General features: G+C 71.3%; 19 protein-coding genes. 9 read left to right on the top strand and 10 right to left on the bottom strand.

The window, feature by feature from the left end; genetic code table 11:
- Positions 1-8: 8 nt before the first annotated feature.
- Positions 9-404, bottom strand: a complete 396-nt coding sequence (locus SSP08S_RS12185; RefSeq protein ID WP_019067874.1) for a nuclear transport factor 2 family protein — start codon at positions 402-404, stop codon at positions 9-11.
- A 113-nt stretch (positions 405-517) separates the two neighbouring features.
- Between SSP08S_RS12185 and SSP08S_RS12180 the strand changes: the two genes are divergently transcribed.
- Positions 518-1,183, top strand: a complete 666-nt coding sequence (locus SSP08S_RS12180) for a nucleoside/nucleotide kinase family protein (RefSeq protein WP_019067873.1) — start codon at positions 518-520, stop codon at positions 1,181-1,183.
- A gap of 4 nt (positions 1,184-1,187) precedes the next feature.
- Here the strand turns inward: SSP08S_RS12180 and SSP08S_RS12175 are convergent, their stop codons facing one another.
- The 6 genes from SSP08S_RS12175 to SSP08S_RS12150 form a co-directional block, all read right to left on the bottom strand.
- Positions 1,188-3,023 carry a hypothetical protein gene (locus tag SSP08S_RS12175; protein WP_019067872.1) on the bottom strand — a complete coding sequence of 612 codons (1,836 nt, stop codon included), beginning with the start codon at positions 3,021-3,023 and terminating at the stop codon, positions 1,188-1,190.
- A 51-nt stretch (positions 3,024-3,074) separates the two neighbouring features.
- Positions 3,075-4,793 (bottom strand): hypothetical protein, encoded by a 1,719-nt coding sequence (locus SSP08S_RS12170; RefSeq protein WP_019067871.1) that lies wholly within the window; start codon positions 4,791-4,793, stop codon positions 3,075-3,077.
- 2 nt (positions 4,794-4,795) lie between these two features.
- Positions 4,796-5,698, bottom strand: coding sequence for a carbohydrate ABC transporter permease (locus SSP08S_RS12165; protein ID WP_026178417.1), 903 nt, complete (start codon positions 5,696-5,698; stop codon positions 4,796-4,798).
- Positions 5,695-6,609: a carbohydrate ABC transporter permease gene (locus SSP08S_RS12160; protein ID WP_026178416.1), complete on the bottom strand. Its 915-nt coding sequence runs from the start codon at positions 6,607-6,609 to the stop codon at positions 5,695-5,697. Before SSP08S_RS12160 ends, SSP08S_RS12165 begins: the two co-directional genes overlap by 4 nt.
- A 127-nt stretch (positions 6,610-6,736) precedes the next feature.
- Positions 6,737-8,059 (bottom strand): extracellular solute-binding protein, encoded by a 1,323-nt coding sequence (locus SSP08S_RS12155; RefSeq protein ID WP_019067868.1) that lies wholly within the window; start codon positions 8,057-8,059, stop codon positions 6,737-6,739.
- Positions 8,060-8,333: 274 nt separating this feature from the next.
- Positions 8,334-9,467, bottom strand: a complete 1,134-nt coding sequence (locus SSP08S_RS12150) for an ROK family protein (RefSeq protein ID WP_019067867.1) — start codon at positions 9,465-9,467, stop codon at positions 8,334-8,336.
- Positions 9,468-9,762: 295 nt separating this feature from the next.
- Between SSP08S_RS12150 and SSP08S_RS12145 the strand changes: the two genes are divergently transcribed.
- The 5 genes from SSP08S_RS12145 to SSP08S_RS12125 all read left to right on the top strand — a co-directional run bounded on the left by SSP08S_RS12145 (position 9,763) and on the right by SSP08S_RS12125 (position 16,387).
- Positions 9,763-10,662, top strand: coding sequence for an N-acetylglucosamine kinase (locus SSP08S_RS12145; protein WP_019067866.1), 900 nt, complete (start codon positions 9,763-9,765; stop codon positions 10,660-10,662).
- 201 nt (positions 10,663-10,863) lie between these two features.
- A complete protein-coding gene (locus SSP08S_RS12140; RefSeq protein ID WP_019067865.1) occupies positions 10,864-12,792 on the top strand; it encodes a phosphatase PAP2 family protein in 1,929 nt (642 codons plus the stop codon).
- 92 nt (positions 12,793-12,884) lie between these two features.
- Entirely contained in the window at positions 12,885-14,609 is a 1,725-nt protein-coding gene (locus tag SSP08S_RS12135) for an ArnT family glycosyltransferase (protein WP_019067864.1), read from the top strand.
- A gap of 67 nt (positions 14,610-14,676) precedes the next feature.
- Positions 14,677-15,597, top strand: a complete 921-nt coding sequence (locus SSP08S_RS12130) for a MurR/RpiR family transcriptional regulator (protein WP_019067863.1) — start codon at positions 14,677-14,679, stop codon at positions 15,595-15,597.
- 415 nt (positions 15,598-16,012) lie between these two features.
- A complete protein-coding gene (locus tag SSP08S_RS12125; protein WP_019067862.1) occupies positions 16,013-16,387 on the top strand; it encodes a hypothetical protein in 375 nt (124 codons plus the stop codon).
- A gap of 227 nt (positions 16,388-16,614) precedes the next feature.
- Here the strand turns inward: SSP08S_RS12125 and SSP08S_RS12115 are convergent, their stop codons facing one another.
- From SSP08S_RS12115 to SSP08S_RS12105, 3 genes are all read right to left on the bottom strand, one after another.
- Entirely contained in the window at positions 16,615-17,262 is a 648-nt protein-coding gene (locus SSP08S_RS12115) for a peptidoglycan-binding domain-containing protein (RefSeq protein ID WP_026178414.1), read from the bottom strand.
- A gap of 81 nt (positions 17,263-17,343) precedes the next feature.
- A complete protein-coding gene (locus tag SSP08S_RS12110; RefSeq protein WP_019067860.1) occupies positions 17,344-18,180 on the bottom strand; it encodes an ATP-grasp domain-containing protein in 837 nt (278 codons plus the stop codon).
- Positions 18,181-18,265: 85 nt separating this feature from the next.
- The gene (locus SSP08S_RS12105) at positions 18,266-19,357 is read right to left on the bottom strand and encodes a substrate-binding domain-containing protein (protein ID WP_019067859.1); all 1,092 of its coding nucleotides are present in this window, start codon (positions 19,355-19,357) and stop codon (positions 18,266-18,268) included.
- Positions 19,358-19,552: 195 nt separating this feature from the next.
- On the opposite strand from SSP08S_RS12105, the gene SSP08S_RS12100 reads away from it, so the two are divergent.
- The 3 genes from SSP08S_RS12100 (at position 19,553) to SSP08S_RS12090 (ending at position 23,790) form a co-directional block, all read left to right on the top strand.
- Positions 19,553-20,230 carry a TetR family transcriptional regulator gene (locus SSP08S_RS12100; RefSeq protein WP_019067858.1) on the top strand — a complete coding sequence of 226 codons (678 nt, stop codon included), beginning with the start codon at positions 19,553-19,555 and terminating at the stop codon, positions 20,228-20,230.
- A 150-nt stretch (positions 20,231-20,380) separates the two neighbouring features.
- Positions 20,381-20,794, top strand: coding sequence for a Zn-ribbon domain-containing OB-fold protein (locus SSP08S_RS12095; protein ID WP_019067857.1), 414 nt, complete (start codon positions 20,381-20,383; stop codon positions 20,792-20,794).
- Positions 20,795-21,003: 209 nt separating this feature from the next.
- On the top strand, positions 21,004-23,790 hold the full coding sequence (locus tag SSP08S_RS12090; protein ID WP_019067856.1) for a hypothetical protein: 2,787 nt from the start codon (positions 21,004-21,006) through the stop codon (positions 23,788-23,790).
- Positions 23,791-23,831: the final 41 nt, after the last annotated feature.

The following is a 23,831-nucleotide window of genomic DNA, read 5'->3' as shown; positions in this document are numbered from 1 at the left end:
CCGCCCCATCAGTCGTGCGGAAACGAGTGGTGTTCGTGTGCGACCCGCCAGCGGCCGTGCTCCTTGCGCAGGCCGAACGTGAGCCGCAGGCGCAGGGTGGGGTCTGCGGCGAGTTCCTCCGGGGTTCCGCAACGCAGGAGGGCGTGGGCGTAGGCGACGTCCGTGCCGGCCGTGATGTCGAGGGTGTCGATGTCGAAGCGGGCACCCTGGGCCTGCCACTCGAAGAAGGGCGGCCAGCTGGCGCTGTAGGCGGCGAGACCGTGGATGCCGGCGTGGGGCGCCGGGACGTCGTACATGACGAGGTCGTCCGTGTGGTCCACCAGTACGCCGTCGAGGTCGCCGCGGTGGACGGCCGCGGCCCAGTCGGTGATGAGGGCGCGGATCTGTGTCGCGTCGTCGGGCATGGGCGGCTCCTGTTCCTGTCCCCCACTCCATGGTCTCTCTGCCGACCGGATTCCCGATCTTCGGCGCGTCATCGCCCCGGCCGGGCGACCGAGACGGATGGCACACTCTCCCTGTGCCGCTGACCTTCGACGACCTCCTCACCCGTGCCACCGCGCTCTCCCGCCCGGGCAGACGTGCCGTGCTCGGCATCGCCGGCAGCCCGGGGGCGGGCAAGACGACCCTCGCCGAGCATCTGGTGCGGGAGCTCAACGGCACCGGCGAGCCATGGGTCGCGCACGTCCCCATGGACGGCTTCCACCTCGCCGACGTCGAGCTGGACAGGCTCGGCCGCCGCGCGCGCAAGGGCGCGCCCGACACCTTCGACGCGGCCGGATACGCGGCGCTGCTGCGGAGGGTGCGGGAGGAGACCGACGAGATCGTGTACGCGCCTGGTTTCGAGCGGGTGTTGGAGCAGCCCATCGCCGGTGCGATCCCCGTGCTTCCCACGGTCCGGCTGGTGGTGACGGAGGGCAACTACCTGCTGCTGGAGGCCGGTTCATGGGCGCGGGTACGGCCGTGTCTGGACGAGGTGTGGTTCTGCGAGGCCGACGAGGACGAACGTGTCCGCCGACTCGTCGTCCGGCACGAGGAGTTCGGCAAGGACCACGAGACCGCCGTGGCCTGGGTGTCGGGCACGGACCAGCGCAACGCCGACCTTGTCGCCGCGACGCGCGGCCGGGCGGATCTGGTGATCCCCCCGGCCGTGCTGCCCTCGCCGTACGGCGTGCCCCGCGGCTGAGGGCTCACGCGTGGAGTGTCAGCTCCGGCTCCCCGTGGGCGTCGCCCGCCGCGTCTCCGATCACCGCGGTGAACGCCTCGGTGCGGACGGTCAGTTCGCCGTTCTCGCCGCTCGTGAACTCGGCGGTGAGCGGCCCGGTTCCGGGGCCGTAGCGGACGACGAACACGTTCAGGTCCTCCGGTGCGCCCGGTGCCGGGTCGGCCTCCAGGGCCGTGGAGGTGACCAGGTGGCTCCAGCCCTCGTCGGGGTTGCCGTAGCCGCGCGGGTCGGCGGCGAGGGCGAACGCCGCCTCCTGCTGGGAGAGTTCGGCGCGGGCGTCGAAGTGGTCGGCGCCCTCGCCGGTCGGGTGGGTGAGGCGCAGGGTTCCTACGGAGGTGACGTCGCCCTCCGCCGTCCTGCGCACCCGGTCGCCGTCGTCCGCCGCGTAGGGCAGCCCGGCGAGCAAGTACGGTGCTCCGTCCAGCCGTTCGACGGCGACCGCCGTCCACAGGCTCGTGCCGTCGGTGACGTACAGGGAACGGATGTGCCGCAGGACGTGGTCGCGGCCTACGACCGGCTTGGTGACCAGCTTGGCGGTGAGACCGCCGGCGCGGAGGTCGCGGACCCGTACCTCGCCCATCGGGCGGCACAGCAGGAAGCCGTCGAGCACCGGGCCGAAGCCGTGCTGACGGTTGACGGCCGCAGGGAGGTAGTACGTGCCGTCGGCCTCGACCACCGACGGGGTCATCTTGTTATCGAAGGCCACCGACACGGTGCCGGCGCGGAGTTGGTGGCGGACCGGCTCCGTCGACGGGGTGCGGTGCCAGGGCGTGGTGTCCTGGATCTGCCAGACCAGCATCCAGGCGAAGTGGCCGTCCACTCCCCCGTCGGGCTTGACCGCGTGGCGGGCCCAGCGGCTGTCGCCACGGTAGCGGCCGATGTCCGAGCCGATACGGGCGCCGAAGTAGCGCAGCCCGAGGACCGATTCGAAGGCGGAGTGCTGCTCGCTGTAGCGCGGACCGCCGTTGTCGAAGCCGCCGCCCGTGAGGCGGGCGTCGATGTAGCGGGCCAGCGCCTCCCCGTCCTCGGCGAAGACGTGCTCGCCGCTGACGATGTGGGCCTTGGCGAGGAAGGACAGGGAGATCGGGCCGTAGTTGTTGTCGTACGCGCCGCCGTGCTCGGGCGGGAGGAGGGCGCCGCGGTCGCTCACGCGGTGGGCGCGGATCTCGTCCTCGTACACGGCGAGGGCGCGTTCGCGCACCGACTTCCCTTCCCCTGAAGGGAGATGACCGGCCAGCATCAGCCCGCCGACCACACATCCGATCGCCTGGTTGCCGGCCTCCTGCGGGTTGAAGAAGGTCGCCTCGGTGAGCCAGCGCCAGTAGCCGTGCGCCAACTCGACGACAGCGGCGCGCTGTTCGTCGTCGACGAGTCCGTCCGTCGCGTCCAGGACGTTGACCGCCTGGAGCAGAGCCCACGCGGTGCTCGGCCAGTCGCCGATGGGGTGCGCGCCCGCCTCCAGGACGTAACGGGCGTACGGGAGACCGGAGTTGCGGACCCTGAGGTTCGGGTAGCCGGGGTTGTCCTCGGTGTAGACGCGCTCGCGGAGATGGAAGGCGAGGCTGCGCCGCACCGCCTCCGGCAGCCGCGGGTCGTTGCCGCGCTGCCAGGCGAAGGCCAGCAGCGACGTGATGCCGAGCGAGGTGTCCCCGATGTCGTCGTAGCAGTCGGGGTGTTCGAGGTTGCCCTCCGGGGTGATGCGCCGCAGGGCCTGCTCGACGACGTCGGCGAGGACCGCGTCGTAGGCCTCCGGGGTGTCGGGGAGGTTGTGCAGCGGACCGCGCTGGTGGAGGAGGTGCACGGGTGGATCAGCCCTTCATGCCGGAGGTGGCCGTGGCGTGGGTCGTCGGGGTCAGAAGACGGGTGCGGGGCGGCGGGCGCGCAGGGCGACTCTCAGTGTCCGGGGGCCGTTTCCGCCGATGTAGACACGGTCCCCGGTCGTCGCGTCGGTGCCGCCGACCACGGTGTAGTCCTGACCCGGGTCGTACCGTAGTACGTCGCCCCGGTCCGGACCGGCGAGGGGTTCGCCCGCCTCGACGTCGACCTCGACACGGATCTCGTCGTCGCCGACCCGGTAGGTCATCGGCCCGGTCGTCAGACACCAGCGTCCGTCGCCGATCGGTGCGGCGCCCGCTACGACTCCCCCTGGCCGGAAGGTCAGTTCGAGGCACCAGGGCACCGATGGGCCGCTGATGTCGATCCGCAGGTCGGCCCCGTCCTCCCTCATGTCGACCCCGACCCGGGTCGTGTGGGAGACCTCGTCCTGAGGCCGGTCGGGGAAGGCCATCGCCGCGGAGAAGCGGCCCTCGTCCACCAGGCGGTAGGCGCCGTCGTCGCGCCTCCGGTCCTTCGGGAGCGGCTGATAGTAGGCGGTTGTGAGGGTTTGGGTGAGCTGGTACCGGTTGTCGGCGAGCTGTTCCATGTCGGCGGCACGGAACGGGCCCAGGTCGAAGAACACCCGCGAGAGACGGACCGCGTCGAGGACGGCGGCACCGGCGAACAGGCGCAGGAAGGTGGGGTTGCAGGCGAGGCCCGAGCGGATGCGCCGGTGCTCGGGCACGTCGGAGCCGCCGTACACCACGGTGTGCGCGGTGGCCGAGACGTGTGCGGCGAGGCGTGCGGTGGGGAGGTAGCGGTCGCGCGGGAGCTTCTCCACGTCCGGGGCCGGCAGGACGCGGCACAGATCCGGGGTGAGGAGGGTCAGGGCGAGCAGGTCGGGGTCGTCGATGCCGTCGGCGGCCGCCAGGCGGGCCGCGCGGGCGAAGTCGCCCCGGCCGGTGCGGATCGCGAGCAGCCGGTAGTGCGGCAGGTAGGGCCACAGCGCGCACGAAAGCCTCTGGTCCTGGCGGCGCGAGTGGACGGTCTCCACCGTGCCGTCCGGCCTGATCAGGTCCAGGGTCGCGGCGAGGTTGCGTTCGACGGCGTCCAGCAGGTCGCCGCGCCCGAGCACCTCGGCCAGCAACAGCAGCGCCGGGTTGGTCACGATGGACGCGTAGACGGCGCTGCGCTCCGAGTACAGCCCCTCCGCGTCGATGTCGACGCCCTCGGCGAGCCACTCCTCGGCGCGGTCGAGCAGCCGGTCGTCGGGGAACGACCGGTGCAGACGGGCGAGCGCCGCGCTCAGCTCCCAGCGGTGGTTCGGGGTGTGCACCCCGCCCACCACGAGGCTTTCGGAGGCGGCGCCGGCGATCTCGGCGAGCGCGGCCGTGACGTCGCGCAGTTCCGGACCCGCGCCGGCGGCGAGGACGTGCGCGTCGCACACGTCGTTGACGGTGAACGCGGAGTCCGGCGGTGACTGCACGTTGTCGCCGCCGGCGAAGAGGCCGGTGCCGGTCTGCGCGACCCGGAGGGCGCCGAGGTGGGCCAGCGCCGCGGCGACGGCGTATCCGCTGCCGTGCAGGGCCGAGTCCGGGGAACGGTAGGCCGCGACCAGAGTCTTCACCCGGCGGGCCAGGGCGCGGTGGGTCACGCCGGCGAGCTGCCCGTCGGGGTCGGCCGCCAGGGGGGCGGCCGACCGGTCGGCGGCGCCGGCCACCGCGCGGACGAACTCGTGGTCGAGCGGGGTGGACAAGGTCAGTCCTTCAGGCCGGCGTTGATGTCGGCGCCCATGACGTAGCGCTGGAAGACCAGGAAGATCACGATCAGCGGGATCATCGAGATGACCGAAGCGCCCAGCAGGACCGACCAGTTGATGTTCTGCGCGCCGACGATGCTCTGGATGCCGATCTGCACGGTGAACTTGTTCGGGTCGTTCAGCATCAGCAGCGGCCAGATGTAGTCGTTCCAGCGCCACTGGAAGGACAGGATGGCGAGGGTCAGCATGATGGGCCGGGAGAGCGGCACCATGATCCGCAGGAAGATCGACAGTTCGCGGGCGCCGTCGATGCGGGCGGCTTCCACGAGTTCGTCGGGGACCGTGATGAAGAACTGGCGGAACATGAAGCAGCCGGTCGCGGTGAGCACGGCCGGGAGGATGATGCCGGCGAACGAGTTGTAGAGGCCGAGGTTGCGGACCACCAGGAACTCGGGGGCGAGCATGACCTCGGACGGCAGCATCGTGGTGGCCAGGATGCAGATGAAGAACGCCTTGAGCCATTTGTTGTCGTACTTCGCCAGCGCGTACCCGGTGCAGCAGCTGACGCCCACCGTGAGGATCGTCGTGATCACGCACACGATGGCCGTGTTGATGAAGTACTGGGAGAAGTTGGCGCTGCGCCACGCCGCGGAGTAACCCGAGAAGGTGGGGTTGTGCGGAATGAAGGTCAGCGGATAGGAGAACAGGTCGCTGGCCGGCTTGAGGGAGCTGAGGATGAACCACAGCACCGGCAGCCCGTAGAGGCACGCCAGGACCCAGAGCAGTGTCGTCGCGGGTACGGCCCGTCGGAGACCACCACTGCTCGCACCGCGGGGTCGCTTCTTGGAAACGGCCCGTCCGGAACCGGCGTCGACCTTGCGCGGCATGTCTGTGGTTGTCATCGGTTCTCCACCCGCCGGTTGACGATCAGCTGGATGATCGCGACGGCCATCAGGATGAGCATGAGCACGAACGACGCGGCGCTCGCGTAGCCGATCTGGCCCCGTTGGAAGCCGGTCTGATAGATGTACTGGACCAGCAGGTTGTTCGAGGTTCCGGGTCCGCCGTTGTTGAGGGAGACGAACACCGGGTACTCCTTCATCGCGTTGATCGTGTTGAGCAGGATCACGATGAACGAGGTGGGCGCGATGCTCGGCAGCGTGATGCTGATGAACTGGCGCCAGGGACCGGCACCGTCGAGCGAGGCGGCCTCGTAGTACGACACCGGCACGTTCTTGATCGCGGCGATGAACAGCAGCATCGAGAAGCCCGTCCAGGCCCAGGACGCCGCGAACACAACCACGATCAGCGACAGGTCCGCGTTCGACTGCCACGGAACGGCCGACCCGCCGAGCTTCTCGATGACGTAGTTGACCAGACCGAAGTTCTCACCGAACAGCCACCGCCACAGGACACCCACGACGATGGGCGACAGCAGCCACGGGATGAAGAAGATGACCCGGGCGACGGACGCGCCCTTGGCGTGCTTGTTCACCACCAGGTTGGCGGCGAGCAGCGAGAGTGCGAAGTTCAGCGGCACGAAGAGCACGGCGTACAGCAGCGTCCGGGTCAGCGCGTCGTAGAAGGTGGAGTCCCCGAACAGGTTGTGGTAGTTGTCCAGTCCGATGAACTGGAACGCCCCCACACCGGTGTAGTTCGTGAAGGAGTAGACGAGCCCGATCACCGCCGGCCACACGAAGAACAGCGCGAAGAGCACGACATTGGCCGCGATGAGGACCAGCGGCGCGAAGGTGTAGGTGCTGCGTCGTTTCCTGGGCGGCCTCACGGACACGTCCGCGGCGCTTTTTGTCATCTTCCTGACTTCCGTGCTGGTGGATGGATTGCTGTGGGCCCACGCCGTGAGCCCGGCATCACGGAGGCGGCCAGGGCCGGGCGGCGACGGTGTCTCGACCCCGCCGCCCGGGCCCCTGGGCCTGCGATCAGCCGCCGACCGCCGTGTTGTAGCCGTCCACGATGTTCTGCAGGGCCTTGTCGACCGACTGCTGGCCGTTGATCGCCTTGCCGAGCTCCGTCTTGGTCGGGTCGGTGGCGAGGCTCTTGCCCTTCAGCACCCAGTTCGTCTGCGCGTTGTTGAAGTAGCCCGAGATCGGCGCGTACAGCGGGATCTCCTCGTTGTACAGCTTGAACGCCGCCTGCGCCGCCGCCGACTTGAAGGGGTACTTCGGGCTCAGTCCGCTCTCGACCGGGAGGAAGCCGGAGGTCTCGACCAGCTCGGTGTACTGCTTGGGCTCGTACACCCACGACAGGAACTTCTTGGCGGCGGCCGACGCCGCGCTGTTGTTGTTGAAGCCCACCATCATGCCGCCGCTGTTGACGTCACTGGCCTGCACCGGCTGGGCCGGCGTCGGGACGCTCGCCCACTCGAACTTCTTGATGCTGTCCGCGAAGGAGGCGACCTGCCAGACACCGGACCAGTAGGCGACGACGTCACCGCTCTGGAACATGGCCGACGGGTCGGCGCCGCTCGTCCACACCGACTTCGGCATGGTCTTGTCGTCGTTCAGTCCGACGAAGTACTTCACGGCCTTCTTGGTCGCGTCGTCCACCGAGAACTTGCCGGAGGAGTCCGCGTGGACGTACTTGCCGCCCATCTCGTACACCATGGCGCGGAGCCGGGACGGCGACTGGTCGAAGGTCAGGGAGTACTTGGCGCCGGTCTTCTCGCGGACCTTGTTGGCCGCCGCGATGAACTCGTCCCAGGTCCAGGTGTTCGAGGGCGAGCTCGGGACGGCGACGCCGGCCTTCTCGAACAGCGACTTGTTGATGAACAGGCCGGACGCGGTGACGTCCGAGGGGATGGCCAGCACCTTGCCGGACGAGTCCTTGGCGAGGAAGTTGGAGTTGATGTTGTTGGCCTTGTTGCCGGTGATGGAGCTGAGGTCGATCAGCTTGCTCGACCAGATCGGGTCGAGGGCGGGCACGTCGGCCACGTCGGGCAGGGAGTTCGCCTGCGCGGCGTTGTGCAGCTTCGTCGGGTATCCGTCGTAGGGGATGTTGACGAGCTTGACGCTGACGCCCTCTTCCTTCTTGTACTGCGCCACCAGCTTCTTCCAGCCCGCGTCCTGGCCCGGGACCGTGGAGATCCAGAAGGTCAGCGACTTGGAGGTGCCGCCGGAGCCGGACCCCGACCCGCACGCGGTGAGGAGCAGGGCTCCTGCCGTGGCCGCGGCAGCGAGAGGAACCATGCGGCGCACGCCGCCGTGGACGAGTCGGCGGGAGCGCCGCGCACTCACTCTGGTCATCTTCGATCCCTTTTCTTCGTAGCGGAGGAAGCACGGCGCCATCCGAGGCGGCACAGGTGCATTCTGCAGAAAGGTTCGCTTTCCGGGGGCGTGGCCTCGCCCGGCCTCGCCGTTCTGATGGGTGGCATCCCCGGCCCTCTCGGCCGCTGCCGCACAAGCACACCCTGGTGCGGTTGCCGTACTTCTCGTACGGGCGGGAGGCTCACTCCGAGTCGACGTCCCGGCCGACTTAGAAAGCGCTTGTCCGGACATTGGCAGACCGAGTCCGAGGCCGTCAATCCTTCACCCCCGCGGCATCGGTCACGGTTTGGACTCCTCTGGCGACCGCGAGCCGCGCGGCGCCCACCACGGTGCCGAGATCGCCGACCGTGCTGCTCACCACCTCGGTGGGCCAGCTCAGTCGCCCCAGCTCGGCCCGCACCCCGGGCAGCAGCTGCGGGTCCGTGCCCGTGCTGCCGCCCAGGACGATCAGTCCCGGGTCCAGTACGGCCGCCACGGCGGCGGCGAGTCTGCCCACGTCGGCGGCGTGCCGGCCGACCAGGGCGGACGCCGTGCGCTGCCCCTGCGCGGCCAGCGCGAACAGCCGGTCGGCGGTGTCGGGGCAGGGCCCGTCGGTGTCCCGCCAGGCGGCTGCGGCCCGACGCAGCAGCGAGCGGGCGCCGACGTACTCCTCCAGGGCCTCTCTGCGGGGCTCCACGGCGTCGTCCCACGGGTAGGGCAGCCGGGCCAGCTCACCGGCCGCGCCGTTCGCGCCGCGCAGCACATGGCCGCCGACGACGATGCCGAGACCGATACCGACGCCGATCCGCAGATATCCGAAGGTGTCGCGGCCCCGTGCGGCACCCTCGTGCAGCTCGGCGAGCGCCGCGCAGTTGACGTTGTTCTCCAGGTGGACGGGCACACCGGGCGGCAGGGCGACCGTCATGGCGTCGAACACCGGGCCGGCCTTGGCGGTCGCGGGGCGCATCCCGGCGCCGGCCCGGTTCCGCGCGGCGACGTCACCGACGGCGACGACGACCGTGCGCAGCGGGGTGCCGGCGGGCAGCGCGTCGAGGGCCTCGCGCACGGCGTCGGCCGCGTCCTCGCGGGACTCGGTGGCCTCGGCCAGCAGGGTGCCGTCGAGGGCGCAGCCGCGCACCCGGGTGAGGGCGGGGCCCAGGTCGACGGCGAGTACGGCACCGGCGGCCGGGCCGAGCCGGTATACGGCCGCGTTGCGGCCGGTGCCGCCCGAGGCGGTGCCGGAGTGGGCGGCGAGCCCGACGTTCTCCAGCTCCACGACGGCGGAGGACACCGTCGGCTTGGACAGGCCGGCCAGGCTCGCGAGCTGCGGGCGGGTCGCGCTGCCGGCCCCGGCCAGCACCTCGAACACCGCGCTCGCGCTCTCGGTCAGCCGAGACGCCCGCGCCACGACGTGTTCCACACTTCCCCCAGTTCACAGGCCGCGCGCCCGGAGGATCTCCATGGGCTGCGGCGATGGGATGTCCTGGCGTCACGCGGGCCCGGACGTTACGTCCCGTTGTCCGATGCGCGATGCCTCTTGACGCACTGTACTTCGTTAGTTAACTTCCTAACGAACGTCACGGTACTCGCCTGCCGTGGTCCGTCAGAAGCCCGTCCCGGGGCTTCCCTAGTGCTTCAACTTCCGTCCCCCCGGACACGGTTCGCCCACCGTCGCAGCACAGCGCAACGACGAAAGAGGTTCCGTGCAGGACTCCACGCCCCTCGTGGTCGGCATCGACGTGGGTGGCACCAAGACACATCTGCGCGCCTGCGCGGGCCCGGATGTCGTCGCCGACCACATCCGTGCCAGCAGCGGCTGGCGGCCGCACGACATCGCGACCGCCGCCGACTGGCTGACCTCTCTGGTCCAGGATTCCCTGCCCGCACACGCGCGCCCGTCCGCGGTCGCCGTGGGCGGGCACGCGTGCGAGACGCCCCGCCAGTGCGCCGAGATCCGCGACGCGCTGGAAAAGCGTCTCGGGATTTCCGCGCTCGTCGTGGGGGACGCCGAACTGCTCGTCCCCGCGGCCGGGTTGGACAAGGGGGTCGGCCTGGTGGCCGGCACCGGTTCCGTCGCGGTGGGCCTGCTCGCCGACGGCAGCCGGCTCCAAGTGGGCGGCTGGGGCGCCGTACTCGGCGACGAGGGCGGCGCCGCCGGTCTCGTCCGCGAGGCGGCCCGCGCCGCCTGGGCCGCGCACGACCGGGGCGAGACCCCGGACGCACTCGCCCTGGGACTCGTCGAGGCGTTCGCCGTGGCCGAAGTGCCCGCGCTCGGCGCCGCGTTGGAAAGCGCTTCCGACGTCTCCGCCGACTGGGGCCGCCACGCCCGCGTCGTCTTCACCGCCGCCGACACCGGCTCGCTCCTCGCGCGCGAGGTGATAGCCGAGGCCGGTCGGTCCCTGGCCGCACTCGTCGTACGGCTCGCCGAACGCGGCGTCCCCGTCGACGACGTGGTGGTCGCGGGCGGCACCGTCCTCGCCCAGCCCCGCCTGTACGAGGCCTTCACCACGGCGCTCGCCGAACGGGTGCCGGGGGCACGGCCGCAGCCCATCCGGGTACCGCCCGTCGAGGGCGCGGTGGCGCTGGCCCGATCGATCCTGTGAACCGCACGACTCCCGTTCACCCGGGGGTCATGTGACGGATGCCGAACCCCCTCCACAGGGACACGGCCCGCCGTAAACCTTCGCACGTACGCGTCAGTAGGCGTATGCGCTTTCATACGTCACACGCGCACCCCGAACCACAGCAGATCGCACGACCCCACCGGCCCCACGGGCCGTAGAACTCAAGAGAGGCACACACCCATGCCGTCACCCGCCGGGCACCGCACGGACGCCGGTCGACTCGCCGTGAACAGACGTGGATTCCTCAAGACCTCGCTCGGCGCCTCGGCCGGCGTGGTCGCCGCACCGACGCTGGTCGGCTGGCTGGCAGCGGCGGACGCCAAGGCCGCCACGGTTCCGCTCGCGTTCGTGGACGACTACAGGACGAACGTCATCGCGAACCTCACCCCCGAGACCAACGCGGTGGTCCGGGTCCTCGGCGGCATGGCCCGGATATGGAAGACGGGTGCCGCCTGGAACACCGGCACCCCGCTGCGGCCCGAGATCCTGCGCGCCAACATGCGGTACTGCATCGACCTCACCGCCCGCCGCACCGAGGCACAGGCGAAGGAGGCCTTCCTCTACGACCGGCAGCACCAGAGCTACGCGATGATCGCGGGCCTCGGTCCGTTGGCCGACCTCTACAAGTCGGGTGCCCTGGCGGTCACTTCGATCACCAGCGCCCCGGACGGCACCCCTGCCACCACGATCAGCGACGCCGTCCCCGCCGGCGCCCCCGCAGGTGCCGCGCTCGGCGCCGGCTCGCACGACTCCGCACTCGGCAAGGTGGCCGAACTCGTCGACACCCTGCGCGGCAACTACGCCTCGGGCAACCCGAGCAAGTACGCCTACCAGTACCCGCGTCCGTGGCGCATGAACGAGAAGAGCGAGGTCGTCGACACCGGCACGGTCGACGCGCTCGGCTACCCGGTCTACGACTCGAAGGTCGTCGTCGCCCCCCAACTCCTGCGCCAGCGCAGCACTTCCCCCGTCGACGACGGCGGCTTCCCCAGCGGCCACACCAACGCCTTCCACCTGGCGGGCCTCGCCTACGCGTACGCCGTACCGGAGCGCTTCCAGGAACTGGTCACCCGCACCCTGGAGTTGAGCCACACCCGGATCATGGCCGGCATGCACTCCACGGTCGACGTCATCGGCGGCCGCATCATGGCCACCGCGCTGGCCGCCGCCACCCTCGCCGACCCCGCCAACGCCGAACTCAAGGCCGCCGCCCGCGCCCAGGCCCTCGCCTACTTCGAGGCGCAGACCGGCACGACCGCGGACACCCTGTACGCCTACGCGCACTCGGCGTCCAACGCGACCGACCCCTACGCGGATCGGACCGCCAACTCCCGTCTGGTGGAGCCCAAGTTCACCTACGTCCTCACCCGCAGCGGCCGTGACACGGCGCTGACCGTGCCCAAGGGCGCGGAGGTCCTGCTGGAGACCCGGCTGCCGTACCTCGACGCGGCCCAGCGGCGCGAGGTGCTGCGCACCACCGCGCTGCCCTCCGGCTACGTCCTGCTCGACGGCTTCGAGCAGTGGGGGCGCCTCAACCTCTTCGCGGCGGCGGACGGCTACGGCTCCTTCGACTCCGATGTCGTCGTCGCGCTGGACGCGGCGGCCGGGGGCTTCGGCGCGGCCGACGCCTGGCGCAACGACATCGACGGCTGCGGCGGCCTGACCAAGCAGGGCACCGGGACGCTCACGCTGACCGGGCACAACGCGTACACCGGCGGGACCGTCCTCAAGTCCGGTGCGCTGGTGGCCGGTTCGGCGCACGCGCTCGGCCACGGTGACGTGAGCGTGCTCGGCGGCTCGCTGCGGGTCTCCGGGTCCGTGCAGATCCACGGCACCTACACCCAGCAGTCCGCCGCCCTGGAGGTCACGCTGCGCTCGGGCCACCAGCCCGCCGTCGAGGTCACCCGGCGCGCCACGCTCGGCAAGGGCAGCGTCCTGTCCCTGCGGCTCGACGCCGAGCACCCGCCGGCCGCGGGCTCCACGGTGCGCGTCCTGGGCGCCTCGGCGCTGCGCGGCCAGTTCGACGGCATCACGCTGAACTCGGACAAGCTGCGGGCCGTACCCGTGTATACGGCGGAAGGTCTGTCGGTACGACTCCTGAAGCGGTGACGCCCCTGGTGGCGGGAGCGATGCGACAGTAGGGCCATGACCCGGCTCCGGATCGCTCCCGCCACCGAGCGGCCGGCCTCACCGCAGGGCGGATGATGGCGCGCGAACAGCACTCGGTCCTCGACCCCGGCACGCTCGACGACGGCGGCGCGCCTCCCCTGCCGCGCCCGTCGGAGAGCCGGCCGGCCCGCCTCCGCGCCGGGCTGCGGCGCCACCGGCGGTGGCTGGTGCCGCTCCTGGTGGCGCTGCTCCTGGCGCAGATGGCCGCCGTGATGGTCACGACCGCCGTCCAGCAGACGCCGACCATCGACGAGCCGGTGTACGTGGCCACCGCCACCGTCTATCTGCGCGAGCACAGCCTCGACTACAACCCCGAGCACCCGCCCCTCGGGAAGCTGGTGATCGCCGCCGGGATCGCCCTCGCCGACCCGCACTTCGACACCGACTACAAGGGCGACCAGGGCGAGTTGGGCCGCCATCTGCTGTACGAGTCGGGCAACGACCCCTGGCGGCTGATGTTCTGGGCCCGGCTGCCGGTGATCGTGCTGACGCTGCTGTTCGGGCTGGTCGTCTTCGCCTTCGCCCGTGAACTCGTGGGCGCGGCAAGGGGGTTGGCGGCACTCGCCCTCTACGCCTTCTCCCCCGACGTGATCGCCCACGGCTCGCTGGCCACCCTCGACGTGCCGGAGGCGGGCTTCCTGCTGACGTCGGTGTGGCTGCTGTGGCGGGCCCGGCGGCGGCCCCGGCTGTACGTCCCGCTCGCGGGCGCCGCGCTCGGTGCGGCCGTGGCGACGAAGATGAGCGCCCTGCCCGCCGTACCCGTGCTGTTGCTGCTGGCCGCGGTGTCGGTGTGGTCCGCCCGCCGTCCGGCCGACCGTGAAGCGCGGCGGCGGGCGCTGCTCCTCGGCGCCGCGAGCGCGGTGGTCGTCGCGCTGGTCGCGGTCGCCGTCGTATGGGCGTCGTATCTGGTGGTGGACCCGCAGCTGCGGTTCGCGTCCACGGAACCGGTGCCCGCCGTGCACGGGCTGCGGGGGCGGGTGGTCGAGCTGCTGCCGTTCCCGCGGGCGTTCCTCGACGGGATGCGCATCCAGTTCGGTCTGGAGGACTACCCCTGGCAGGGCTTCCTGTTCGGGCACCTCTACACCGGGTCCCACTGGTACTACCTGCCCGCCGCGCTCCTGGTGAAGACCCCGCTCGGCATGCTCGCGCTGTGGGCGGCGGGTGCCGTCACGGTCGTGGCGGTACGGCGGCTGCGGCCGGCGGCGCCCTATCTGCTCGCGCCCACCGCCGTGCTGCTGGCCGCGGCGATGGACGGCTCGCGGGACTTCGGCACGCGGTACGCCATCTTCGTGCCGATGTTCCTGGCGGTCGCGGCGGCCTGTGTGCCGGTGCTGCGGTGGCGGTGGGCCGCGCTGTCCACGGGGCTGCTGGTGGCGTTCGTCGCGGTCAGTTCGCTGCGGACGTTCCCCTACTATCTGCCGTACTCCAACGAGGCGTTCGGCGGTCCGTCGAAGACCTATCTGCGGCTGCACGACTCCAACGTGGACTGGGGCCAGGACCTCGGGCGGCTCGCCGACCGGCTCCATGAGCGCTACCAGGGTGAGCGGATCTGGCTGGTCTACAAGGGCAGCGGGGTGCCGTCGTACTACGGCATCGAGTCGTCCGATCCGCGCAAGGTAGGGGTGCGCGAGGTGCACGGTCTGCTGGTCGTTTCGGACACCTCGATCGACAAAGCCCAGGGGAAACTGGCCGAGTTGATCGAGAGCAGTCGCCTGATCGATCAAGTCGGTCATTCGATCACCATTTACCGGCGCTGATCGCCCTCTGGTCACAACGCTCTGTGAGCTATGTTGAGTGACCGTGGGAGACAAAGGAGGCGGATCCGTGCCATCGCCGCAGCAGGCACGCGCCCAGGCATCCGCGATCACCTCGGGAAAGACCGACCCGGAAGTCGGGGCGGCGCCGACTTCCCAGCTCCGCGAACTCTTCGACGGGCCACGGCTGTCGCCGGGTCAGCGGCGCATCGCCCAGTACCTGATCGAGCACATCACCGAGGCCGCGTTCCTCTCCATCACCGATCTCGCGGACCGCGTCGGCGTCAGTCAGCCCTCGGTGACCCGGTTCGCCGCGGCGGTCGGCTTCAGCGGTTACCCGGCGCTACGGGAGCGGCTGCAGGCGATCGCCCTCAGCACCCTCGCGGGCGGCCCGGCGGCCGAGGTCAACCGCAGCAACGAGTTGCAGGCCGCGGTCGACGCCGAGATCGAGAACCTGGAGAACCTGCGCCGGGACTTCGCCGACCCCGACCGGCTGATCGAGGTGGGCCGCGAACTGTCGGCGTCCACCCCGCTGACCGTCCTCGGCCTGCGCATCTCCGTCTCGCTGGCGGAGTACTTCGCGTACGCCGCACGCCGTATCCACCCCGACGTACGGCTGGTCACCAGGGGCGGCAGCGTCGCCTACGACGCGATCCTGCAGTCACGCGAGGCGGGCGGCACCTGGCTGCTGGCCTTCGACATGCCCCGGCACGCGCACGAGACGCTGACCGCGATCCGGGTGGCGCGCAACGCCGGGCTCAAGGTGGCCCTCGTGACCGATCTGGCGCTCGGCGCGCTGGCCGACGAGGCCGACGTCACCTTCGCCACCGGCACCGGCTCCCGCCTGGTCTTCGACTCCTACGCGGCCCCCGGTGTGATGGCCTCCGCGCTGCTCCAGGCCATGACGGACGCCGATCCCGAGCGCACCCAGGCCCGCCTCGAGGACTACGAGCAGATCGCCGAGCAGCACCAGTTCTTCATGCGGGACTGACCCGCCACTCCCCCCTCGGATCACTTCAGAACCGGACGATTACACCCATTTCACGCATGAATGTTTTCATACGTCTTGCAAAGCGGACGGCATATATAAATACTGCTCACGGATCGCGTCCGGCCCACTCCGGACCCCGTTCCGCACCCGTGAGCCCAGCGCTCGCACCCGCCCCGAGAAAGCACCGGTCCGCCCATGCGCACGCCGCTCCACCTGCCGCGCCGGCGACACCTGTCCTCCGGGGCTCCTGCACGGACACCCCCAGCCGCCGTCTCCTACCCGCGTCGGCGCCAGGGGTGTTCGGTCGGGCATCGCCTGCGCGAGCGCCCAGGGCGGCCCCGGTCATCCCCTAGACCGGGGCCGCCCCACACCGTCGAACCACCCCCCGCGACGCCGCACACCGGGAAGCGATGACATGCAACTCACCACCACCCGCATCAGCCAGGACTGGCCCTGTCAGGTCAAGACGCCCGGCAGCTACGACTGGGAGCGCTCGGCCGCCAAGTGGCTGCGCGAGCTGGTGCCGGCCCGCTACGCCAGCTACCCCGCGTTCATCCGCCACCCCGTGCTGCTCGCCCGCCACGCCCAGATCCAGGTGCAGCACGAGATCCGCGTGGCCCGCACCGCCCTGCAGACCGCACGCGCCGACCTGCCCGGCCTCGGCCTGCCGGAGTCGGTCATCGAGCACACGATCAAGCTGTACGCCGCCGAGCTCCTCCAGCTGCAGCACATCGCGCGCAGCGTCCGCGCGGTGACCGAGGCACTGGTCGGGCACAGCACGGGACGCTGACCGGCGCCTCGAAAGCGCGGGCGTTCATCATGGACGGCGCGGCGTCGTTGGACGACGGCGTCGCGCCCCCTGCGACCCGAAGGCCATGCCAATGAGCGGTTCCCGTGTTCCGGGCCTCGTACTGCCCGGAGTGTTTCTGCTGGCTCTCGTCGTGGGCGCGTTCTGGTACTGGCGACACCGCGACGACGACTGAGCGGGCCGACCGCGCCGCAGGCCGGAGCGCCGGTCTACTGGCCGTCGAGTGTCGTGCGGGACTCCAGGTCCTTGCGGGTGTCGTCGCCGTAGACGCCGTTCTCGTCGCCGCGGATGCCGTACCAGAGCTGGAAGCGGGCGACGGCCTCCTTGAGGGTCGCGTCGAACTGCCCGTTGGTGGAGCCGTTCTCGTAGACGTTGGGGATGCGCAGCAGCCGCTGTTCGAGCTCCGTCACCTCGGGGCCGCTGTCTCCCTCGCGGAGGGTGCCGGCGCCGTCGGGGTCGGCGGTGCCCGTGGCGGTCGCGGAGGTCACCGGGGTGGGCGTGGTGACGGGCTGCGCGGTGCTGGCCTCGCCTCTGCCGGGCAGCAGCAGGGCGCAGGCGAAGCCGACCAGGGCGGCGGCGCTGACACCGATGGTGATGGCGGCCCGGCGGAGTCCGGGGCCGAAGGGGCTGTCGCTCGGTGCCGGGCGGAAGTCCCCGCGTACGGGCGGCAGTTCCTGTGTCTCGTCGTCGGAGCCGGAGAACGGCCGGGGCAGCGGGACCGACTCGAAGACGGAGGAGTCCCGGCGGGTGTCCCGCATCAGCTCCGCGAGGTTGTCGGAGCGGCGGCGGCGCAGCACACGGGCGGGTTCCAGGACCGGGCCTCCGGACGAGGCTCCCGGCTCGGGCGGTGTAGACACACTGCTCTCCTTCCGTTCCGCGCACACGGATCTCCGCCATTCCCCTGGAGAGATACGCGCGCACGGCCTCAGGAGTTCAGGTCACGCTCCGACGAACCGGTGCAGGGACGCCTTCAGCGCCGCGACGAACGCGTCCCGGCGCGTGTCGTCGAGTACCTCCAGGGAGAGGTAGGGGTTCAGGTCCTCCAGTTCGACCAGCAGCAGTTCACCGTCGGGGGCACGGCACGCGTCGACGCGCTGGATGCCGTGATCGACGGTGTTCCAGTCGACGAACCGCTGCGCGAACTCCAGGTCGGCGGCGGTGGGTTCGTACGTCTCGAGCCGCCAGCGCTGCCCGGTGTCCGGGGCGTACAGCGCGTACTGGAAGTCGTGGTCGACGAAGTAGAAGGACACCTCGTACGAGAAGTCGACGCACGGCTGGACCAGGACGCTGCCGTCGGCGAGGGCCGGCAGGCGGTCCGGCGGCACGATCTGCAGACCGATCGAGTCGGCGCCGAGCTTGGGCTTGACCACGTACCGGTCGGTGCGCGGCAGCCGGTCCAGGTCCTCGATCCGGTCGACGGTCGGGATGACCGGGAAGCCGGCGGCACTGAGGTCGAGGAGGTACTGCTTGCCCGCCATGTCCGCCCGGCCGGACAGCTGGTTGTAGACGCAGGCCCCGGCCTCGGTCGCGCGCTCGCGGAACGCGTCGTACCCCGCCTGGTACCCGAGGACGGGACCGCTGTTGCGGACCACGACCGCGTCGAACGCGTCCATCAGCCCGGCCGCGTCCAGCGGATGACACAGTGCCAGGTCGAAGTCCTCGCGCAGCCGGGAGGTCAGGCCGATGTCCTCGTCGCAGTAGCGGCGCCCGCGGGCCTGGTACGCCAGGTCGGTGACGTACAGGATGCGGGGGCGGGCCGGAGGCGGGGAGGGCATGCCGTTTCTCCTTGGCTGAAGTTGTCGGGTTGGCTGAGAGTGGGGAGAGCGTTCGCGCGTAATGATCAAAACGGTCGTGCCGGGTTCACCGGGTGGGCGGTCCGCCTCCGCAGGAGGCGCGGATCCTCAACTCGGGGAGGAGTTCCACGTGTTGACGCGGAGCCGGCCGCGCTCCGTTCCCGCGCTCGGCGAGCCGGCCGAGCAGCAGCTTCGCGGCCAGCTCCCCCACCGACCGCTTCGGCGGGGCCACGGCGGTCAGCGGGACGTCGGCGAGCGGGGCGACCTCGTCGTCGTAGGCGATGAGCGCCAGGTCGTCGGGGACGCGGATGCCGAGGGCCTGGAGCCGGGGCACGAGCACGATCGCGTCCTCGTCGCTGTGCACGAGGGCGGCGGTGACCCCGCGTCGGCGCACCGCGTCGGCCAGGAAGTCCACGCTCGCCTCGTAGTCGCCGTGTTCGCGGACCGAGGGGGCGCCCGGGGCGGCCTCGAGACCGAGGGAGCGTACGGCCGACCCGTAGCCCTCGATGATCCGGGCGGCGTGCGGGCCCTCCTGGAGCACCGCGGTGATCCTGCGGTGGCCGAGGGCGGCGAAGTGGCCGACGGCGACCGCGGCGCCGTGGGCCCGGTCGGTGCGCACCCGGTCGAGGGCGGCGGCCTGGTTGCCGGGCGGGGCGGAGCGTTCGACCAGGACGGTGGGCACGCCCCGGTCCACGAGCCACCGCTCCTGGCCGTCGACGGGCACACCGCCGGACCAGCTGGGCGCGACGAGCAGTCCCTGCGCGCCGCCCGCGAGCAGATGCCCGGCCTGTACGGCGTCCTCCGTGTCGACGTAGCCGGACACCCCGAGGACCAGCCGGCCGCCCCGGGCCCGTACGGCCTCGCGGGCGCCGCGCACGATGTCGGCGAAGATCGAGGCGGTGGTCGGCACGATCATTCCGATCACCGGGCCCTCGGCGGGCTCGCGCCGCACCGGCGGCTCCAGGACGCTCCCGCCCGGCCACACCACCGCGCCGTGCAGTCGCCGCACCCGGCCCTGGCCGGCCAGGGTCTCCACGTCGCGCCGCAGGGTGACGGCGGAGACGCCCAGTTCCGCGGCGAGTTCGGCGACCCGCAGGCTGCCGCGCTCGCGGACGAGTTCGAGCACCCGCTCATGGCGCTGGTCGACGTGGAGTCGCATGGGTCCCCCTGATGGCACTGCCGGTCGCCGTCACTCTATGCCTCGGACCGTATCGACCGTCTCGATCGTCTCGACCGCATCGGCCGGCGCACTCCGTCGTGGACTTCAGGGGACTCAGTTCCCTCTTGGCGGCGCACTGAGTGCCATCCGTGTCGGCCTGGTGCTACGTTCCCGTCCATGAGCTCCAAGCCGCCCATGCGGGACGCCCTGGTCGCGGCCGCCTTCCAGCTGTTCCTGGAGCGGGGCTACGAACAGACCACCATCGACGACATCGTGGCACTGGCCGGGGTCGGACGGCGTTCGTTCTTCCGCTACTTCCCGTCGAAGGAGGACGTGGTCTTCCCCGACCACGAGCGCTGCCTCGCCGACATGACGGCGTTCCTGGCGTCCGGCGGCGACGAGCACGAACCCGTGGGGCGGGTCTGCGACGCGGCCCGGCTCGTGCTGCGGATGTACAACGAGAACCCGACGTTCTCGGTCCAGCGCTACCGCCTCACCAAGAAGGTGCCGGGACTGCGCGCGTACGAACTGTCGGTGGTGTGGCGCTACGAGCGCGCCCTCGCCGACTATCTCCGCGGGCGGTTCGCCGGGCGGCCCGACGGCACCCTCCAGGCCGATGTGATCGCCGCCGCCGTGGTCGCCGCGCACAACAACGCGCTGCGTTCCTGGCTGCGTTCGGACGGGCAGCGCGACGCGGCCACCGAGGTGGACCACGCCCTGGGGTACGTGCAGTCCGCCTTCGGGAATCCGCCGGCGTCCGCCGCCGTGCAGGTGCAGCAACAGCCCGAGGACGTCGTGGTGGTCGTCTCCCGGCGTGACGCACCGCTGTGGCGCGTGGTCCAGGAGATCGAGTCCGCGCTCGGCCGCGACTGAACCGGAAAAGACGAGGGTACGCAGTATCTTTACGCCTGGCACTGAGTGCCATACGCTGTGGTCGTGCACGGTGGCACGGTGAACCGCGCACGTGCGTGCCCGGCTCGGCCGAGCACGCGGGATTCCGGCCGAGCGCAGGGAGTTGACAGCGTGTACCACCACTCAGGATTCGCGACCCGTCCGGCAGCCGGCTCCCCGGCGGGCGTACTCGAACCGCACGGCCCGGACGGGGACACCATCCTCTTCCAGCGCTGCACCTGGTGCGGCACCTCGATGTACCACCGGCTCCTGTGCCCGGTCTGCCAGGGCGGCGACCTGCGCACGGAGCGCAGCGAGGGCACCGGTACGGTGCGCCACTCGACGGTCGTGCACCGCAACACCCCCGCCGCGCGCAATGTGTCGCTGATCGAGATGGCCGAGGGATTCGTGGTGCGCGGCCGGGTCATCGGTCATCCCCTCGGCATCCACAGCGGCGACCGCGTCCGGCTGTCCACGGCCAAGGACCCGGTGCGGGGCGAACCGGTCTTCCAGCTCCTGGACGAGCCGTACCGCGCCTGGCACTGACCGCCAGCCTGGCCGGCACCGGTCTGCACCGGTCTGCACAGGGTTCCTGAACGGCCGTGCCGCACGGCCGAGTTCGGGCCCGGCCGCCGAAGATCGGCCGAATCCTCCTCCACAGGCAACCCACAGCCGCCGCTTCCCGTCCTCCGGGGCGCGAGGGGCTCCCGTGACCGACGGGACGCCCGCGTCTGGGGTTCGAGGAGGAGAACACATTGTTCCGTGCCCGGCGAATATGGGTCACGGCCGTGGCGGTGCTCGCGGTGGCGGGTGGGGTGTCCGGGTCCGCGCAGGCGGTACCGCCCTCGGACACCGGACCGTTCACGACCACGGCGACGGCCGACGACGGCACTCTGCCACCGGGTTGGCGGATCACCGGAAAGGGATCCGCGCAGCAGCTGGTGTGGCGCTCGGGCAGGCAGGTGCCCATGGGGGACGCCCGGGTCGAGTTCCACGCCGGTGGCCGGCTCCTCGGCGTACCGAGACCGGCGAAGGACGGACGGACCTTCCGGCTCGGCCTCGACGCCGCCACACCCGGGAAACTGACGGACCTTCAAGTGGTGGCCGGCGGACGGCGGTTGGACGACACCGGTGACACCAGCGGTTCCGGCACGGGCCGTTCGGGGGCCGTCGCCCGGCCCGCCGCTCAACTCCCGCCCGCCGCCGTCGATCCCGGCAAGCGGGGTGCGTACCGTACGACGACCGGCGAGTACACGCTCGACTCGGTCCGGCTGCCCGGGTATTCCACGCCGATCGAGATGAAGGCCGTCGTGGTCGCGCCGAAGGGCGCCACCGGCAAGCGGCCGCTCGCGCTGTTCCTGCACGGCCGGCACTACACCTGCTACAAGCCGGGCACCGAGGACATCACCGGCGACTGGCCCTGCCCGACCGGCACCAAGTCCGTGCCGAGCTACCGGGGTTATCTGCGCGACCAGCAACTCCTGGCCTCCCAGGGCTATGTGACGGTGTCGATCTCCGCGAACGGCATCAACGCCCAGGACGCCGAGGCCGAGGACGCCGGCGCGCAGGCCCGTTCGTCGCTGATCCGGCTCCACCTGGCCCACTGGGCCGACTGGTCCGCCCACCCGGGGACCGCTCCGGCGGTCGTCCGCGACGCGCCGCCGGCGGACCTCTCCCGCGTTCTGCTGATCGGTCACTCGCGAGGCGGCGAGGGCGTCAACCGGGCGGCGATGGACAGCCTCTACCCGCCGCCGGCCGCGCAGGACGGCTACCACGGCCCGGTGCGCTGGAAGATCCGCGGGACCGTCCTCATCGGCCCCACGATCTTCGGCCAGAACCCGGTGGCCGACGTGCCGTCCGTGACGATCCTGCCCGGCTGCGACGGTGACGTCTCCGACCTCCAGGGCGAGGTGTACGTCGACGGTACCCGCGGCGTCAGCCGGGGCACCGCGCTGCACAGCGCGGTCTACGTCGAGGGCGCCGACCACAACTTCTTCAACACCGAGTGGACGCCGGGCCAGGCGCAGGCGCCCGCCGAGGACGACTTCTACAACGACCCCGACCAGCGGGACGCGGTGTGCTCGCCGGGCACCGCGACCCGGCTGACCGCCGACCAGCAGCACAAGGCCGGCTCCACCTACATCGCCACCGCGGCCCGGCTGTTCGTCGCCGGTGACGACCGGGCGCGCGAGCTGCTCGACGGCTCCGGCCGCCGGGCGCCCTCGGCGGATCCCGCGCGGGTCCTCACCCACGCGGTGGGCGCGAACCGCGGCGCCGGCTTCCTGCCGGACGGTCAAGTCGCCGTCTCCGGCGCCAAGTTGTGCTCCGCCGTGGATCCCGACCCGGCCGCCGCCTGCCTGAGCGACAGCAGCAAGGGCATCTCCCCGCACTTCGCACAGTGGGACACCAGCAAGGAGATCGGCCGCCGTGCCGTCGCGCTGCGCTGGTCCGCGGCCGGCTCGCCGACGACGGTGCGTCCGTCCAAGCCGGTCTCCCTGAGCAGTGCCAAGTCCCTCGCACTTCGGGTGATCGTTCCGCCCAACACCACCGGCACCCAGCTCGACGTCTCCCTCACCGACGCCTCCGGCCACCGCGCGACCCTCGGCCGGGTCCGCGTCGACGGCCTGCCCGGCACCGGGCGCACCGCCTCATACTGGGCGCGCGAGGTCCGGGTACCGCTCACCGCCGCAACCCGCTCCGGACTCGACCTGCGCCACATCAAGTCCCTTGTCCTGACCCCGCGTTCGCGCTCCGGGCAGGCGTGGCTGATGGACGCCTGGGGCTGGCGCCCCGGCACTCCGGCCGCCGTCGCGGCCCCGCTCCCGCGCGTCGACATCGGCCGGCTCACCGTCAAGGAAGGGGACTCGGGCGTCAAGACGTACCGCGTACCCGTCCAGGTGTCCGGCCGGGGCAGCGGCCAGGTACGGATCTACGTCAGCGATCCGGCCACCGGCCAGGACACCTCACGCCTGGTGACCGTGCGGCCCGGCGGCCACGACCTCGACGTGTCGGTCGAGGTGAAGGGCAACACCCGCTTCGACTACGGCGCCCAGCACGACCTGTTCGTGAAGGCGGTGCACGGCGCGGTGGTCGGCGCCCATCACGGCGGCGTGACCACCGAGAACGACGACCCGATGCCCACGTACACCGTCACCCCGGTCGCCGACCGGGTCACCGAGGGACAGCCCCTCAAGTGGAAGGTGACGCTGTCGGCGCCCGCGGACGTGGACATCAACCCCGCGTTCGCCGTCCAACCGGTCACCACGGGGCCGGAGTTGTCCACCCTCGACGTCGACCCGCAGTGGCTCCGCGAGAACTCCGGAGAGGAGCCCGCCCCGGAGCGGCCCCTGTCCAAGGTAGCGAACCTGGCTCTCTGGACGACCGTCCCTGCGGGACAGTCCAGTGCGGAGATCAGCCTGCCCACCATCGCCGACCAGGTGACCGAGCAGCCCGAGTCCGTGCTCTTCCGGGCCATGGACGACAACGGCGACCCGCTGCCCAACGGCCCGGTGCTGACCGGCACGGTGCTCGACGCGTCGTAGCGGAACGCCGTACGAAGTGAAGGGGCCGCAGCCCGGAGGCT

This window comes from Streptomyces hokutonensis (genome assembly GCF_000376565.1).
GTDB lineage: Bacteria > Actinomycetota > Actinomycetes > Streptomycetales > Streptomycetaceae > Streptomyces > Streptomyces hokutonensis.
Note: the sequence above shows the minus strand (reverse complement) of the source record. Positions and strands in the feature narration are given on the sequence as shown.

Bases quoted from the DNA above. Each gene is read 5' to 3' on its own strand.
- SSP08S_RS12185 (WP_019067874.1), bottom strand. From the start codon at position 404: ATGCCCGACGACGCGACACAGATCCGCGCCCTCATCACCGACTGGGCC.
- SSP08S_RS12165 (WP_026178417.1), bottom strand. From the start codon at position 5,698: ATGACAACCACAGACATGCCGCGCAAGGTCGACGCCGGTTCCGGACGG.
- SSP08S_RS12160 (WP_026178416.1), bottom strand. From the start codon at position 6,609: ATGACAAAAAGCGCCGCGGACGTGTCCGTGAGGCCGCCCAGGAAACGA.
- SSP08S_RS12155 (WP_019067868.1), bottom strand. From the start codon at position 8,059: ATGACCAGAGTGAGTGCGCGGCGCTCCCGCCGACTCGTCCACGGCGGC.
- SSP08S_RS12140 (WP_019067865.1), top strand. From the start codon at position 10,864: ATGCCGTCACCCGCCGGGCACCGCACGGACGCCGGTCGACTCGCCGTG.
- SSP08S_RS12135 (WP_019067864.1), top strand. From the start codon at position 12,885: ATGATGGCGCGCGAACAGCACTCGGTCCTCGACCCCGGCACGCTCGAC.
- SSP08S_RS12125 (WP_019067862.1), top strand. From the start codon at position 16,013: ATGCAACTCACCACCACCCGCATCAGCCAGGACTGGCCCTGTCAGGTC.
- SSP08S_RS12110 (WP_019067860.1), bottom strand. From the start codon at position 18,180: ATGCCCTCCCCGCCTCCGGCCCGCCCCCGCATCCTGTACGTCACCGAC.
- SSP08S_RS12105 (WP_019067859.1), bottom strand. From the start codon at position 19,357: ATGCGACTCCACGTCGACCAGCGCCATGAGCGGGTGCTCGAACTCGTC.
- SSP08S_RS12100 (WP_019067858.1), top strand. From the start codon at position 19,553: ATGCGGGACGCCCTGGTCGCGGCCGCCTTCCAGCTGTTCCTGGAGCGG.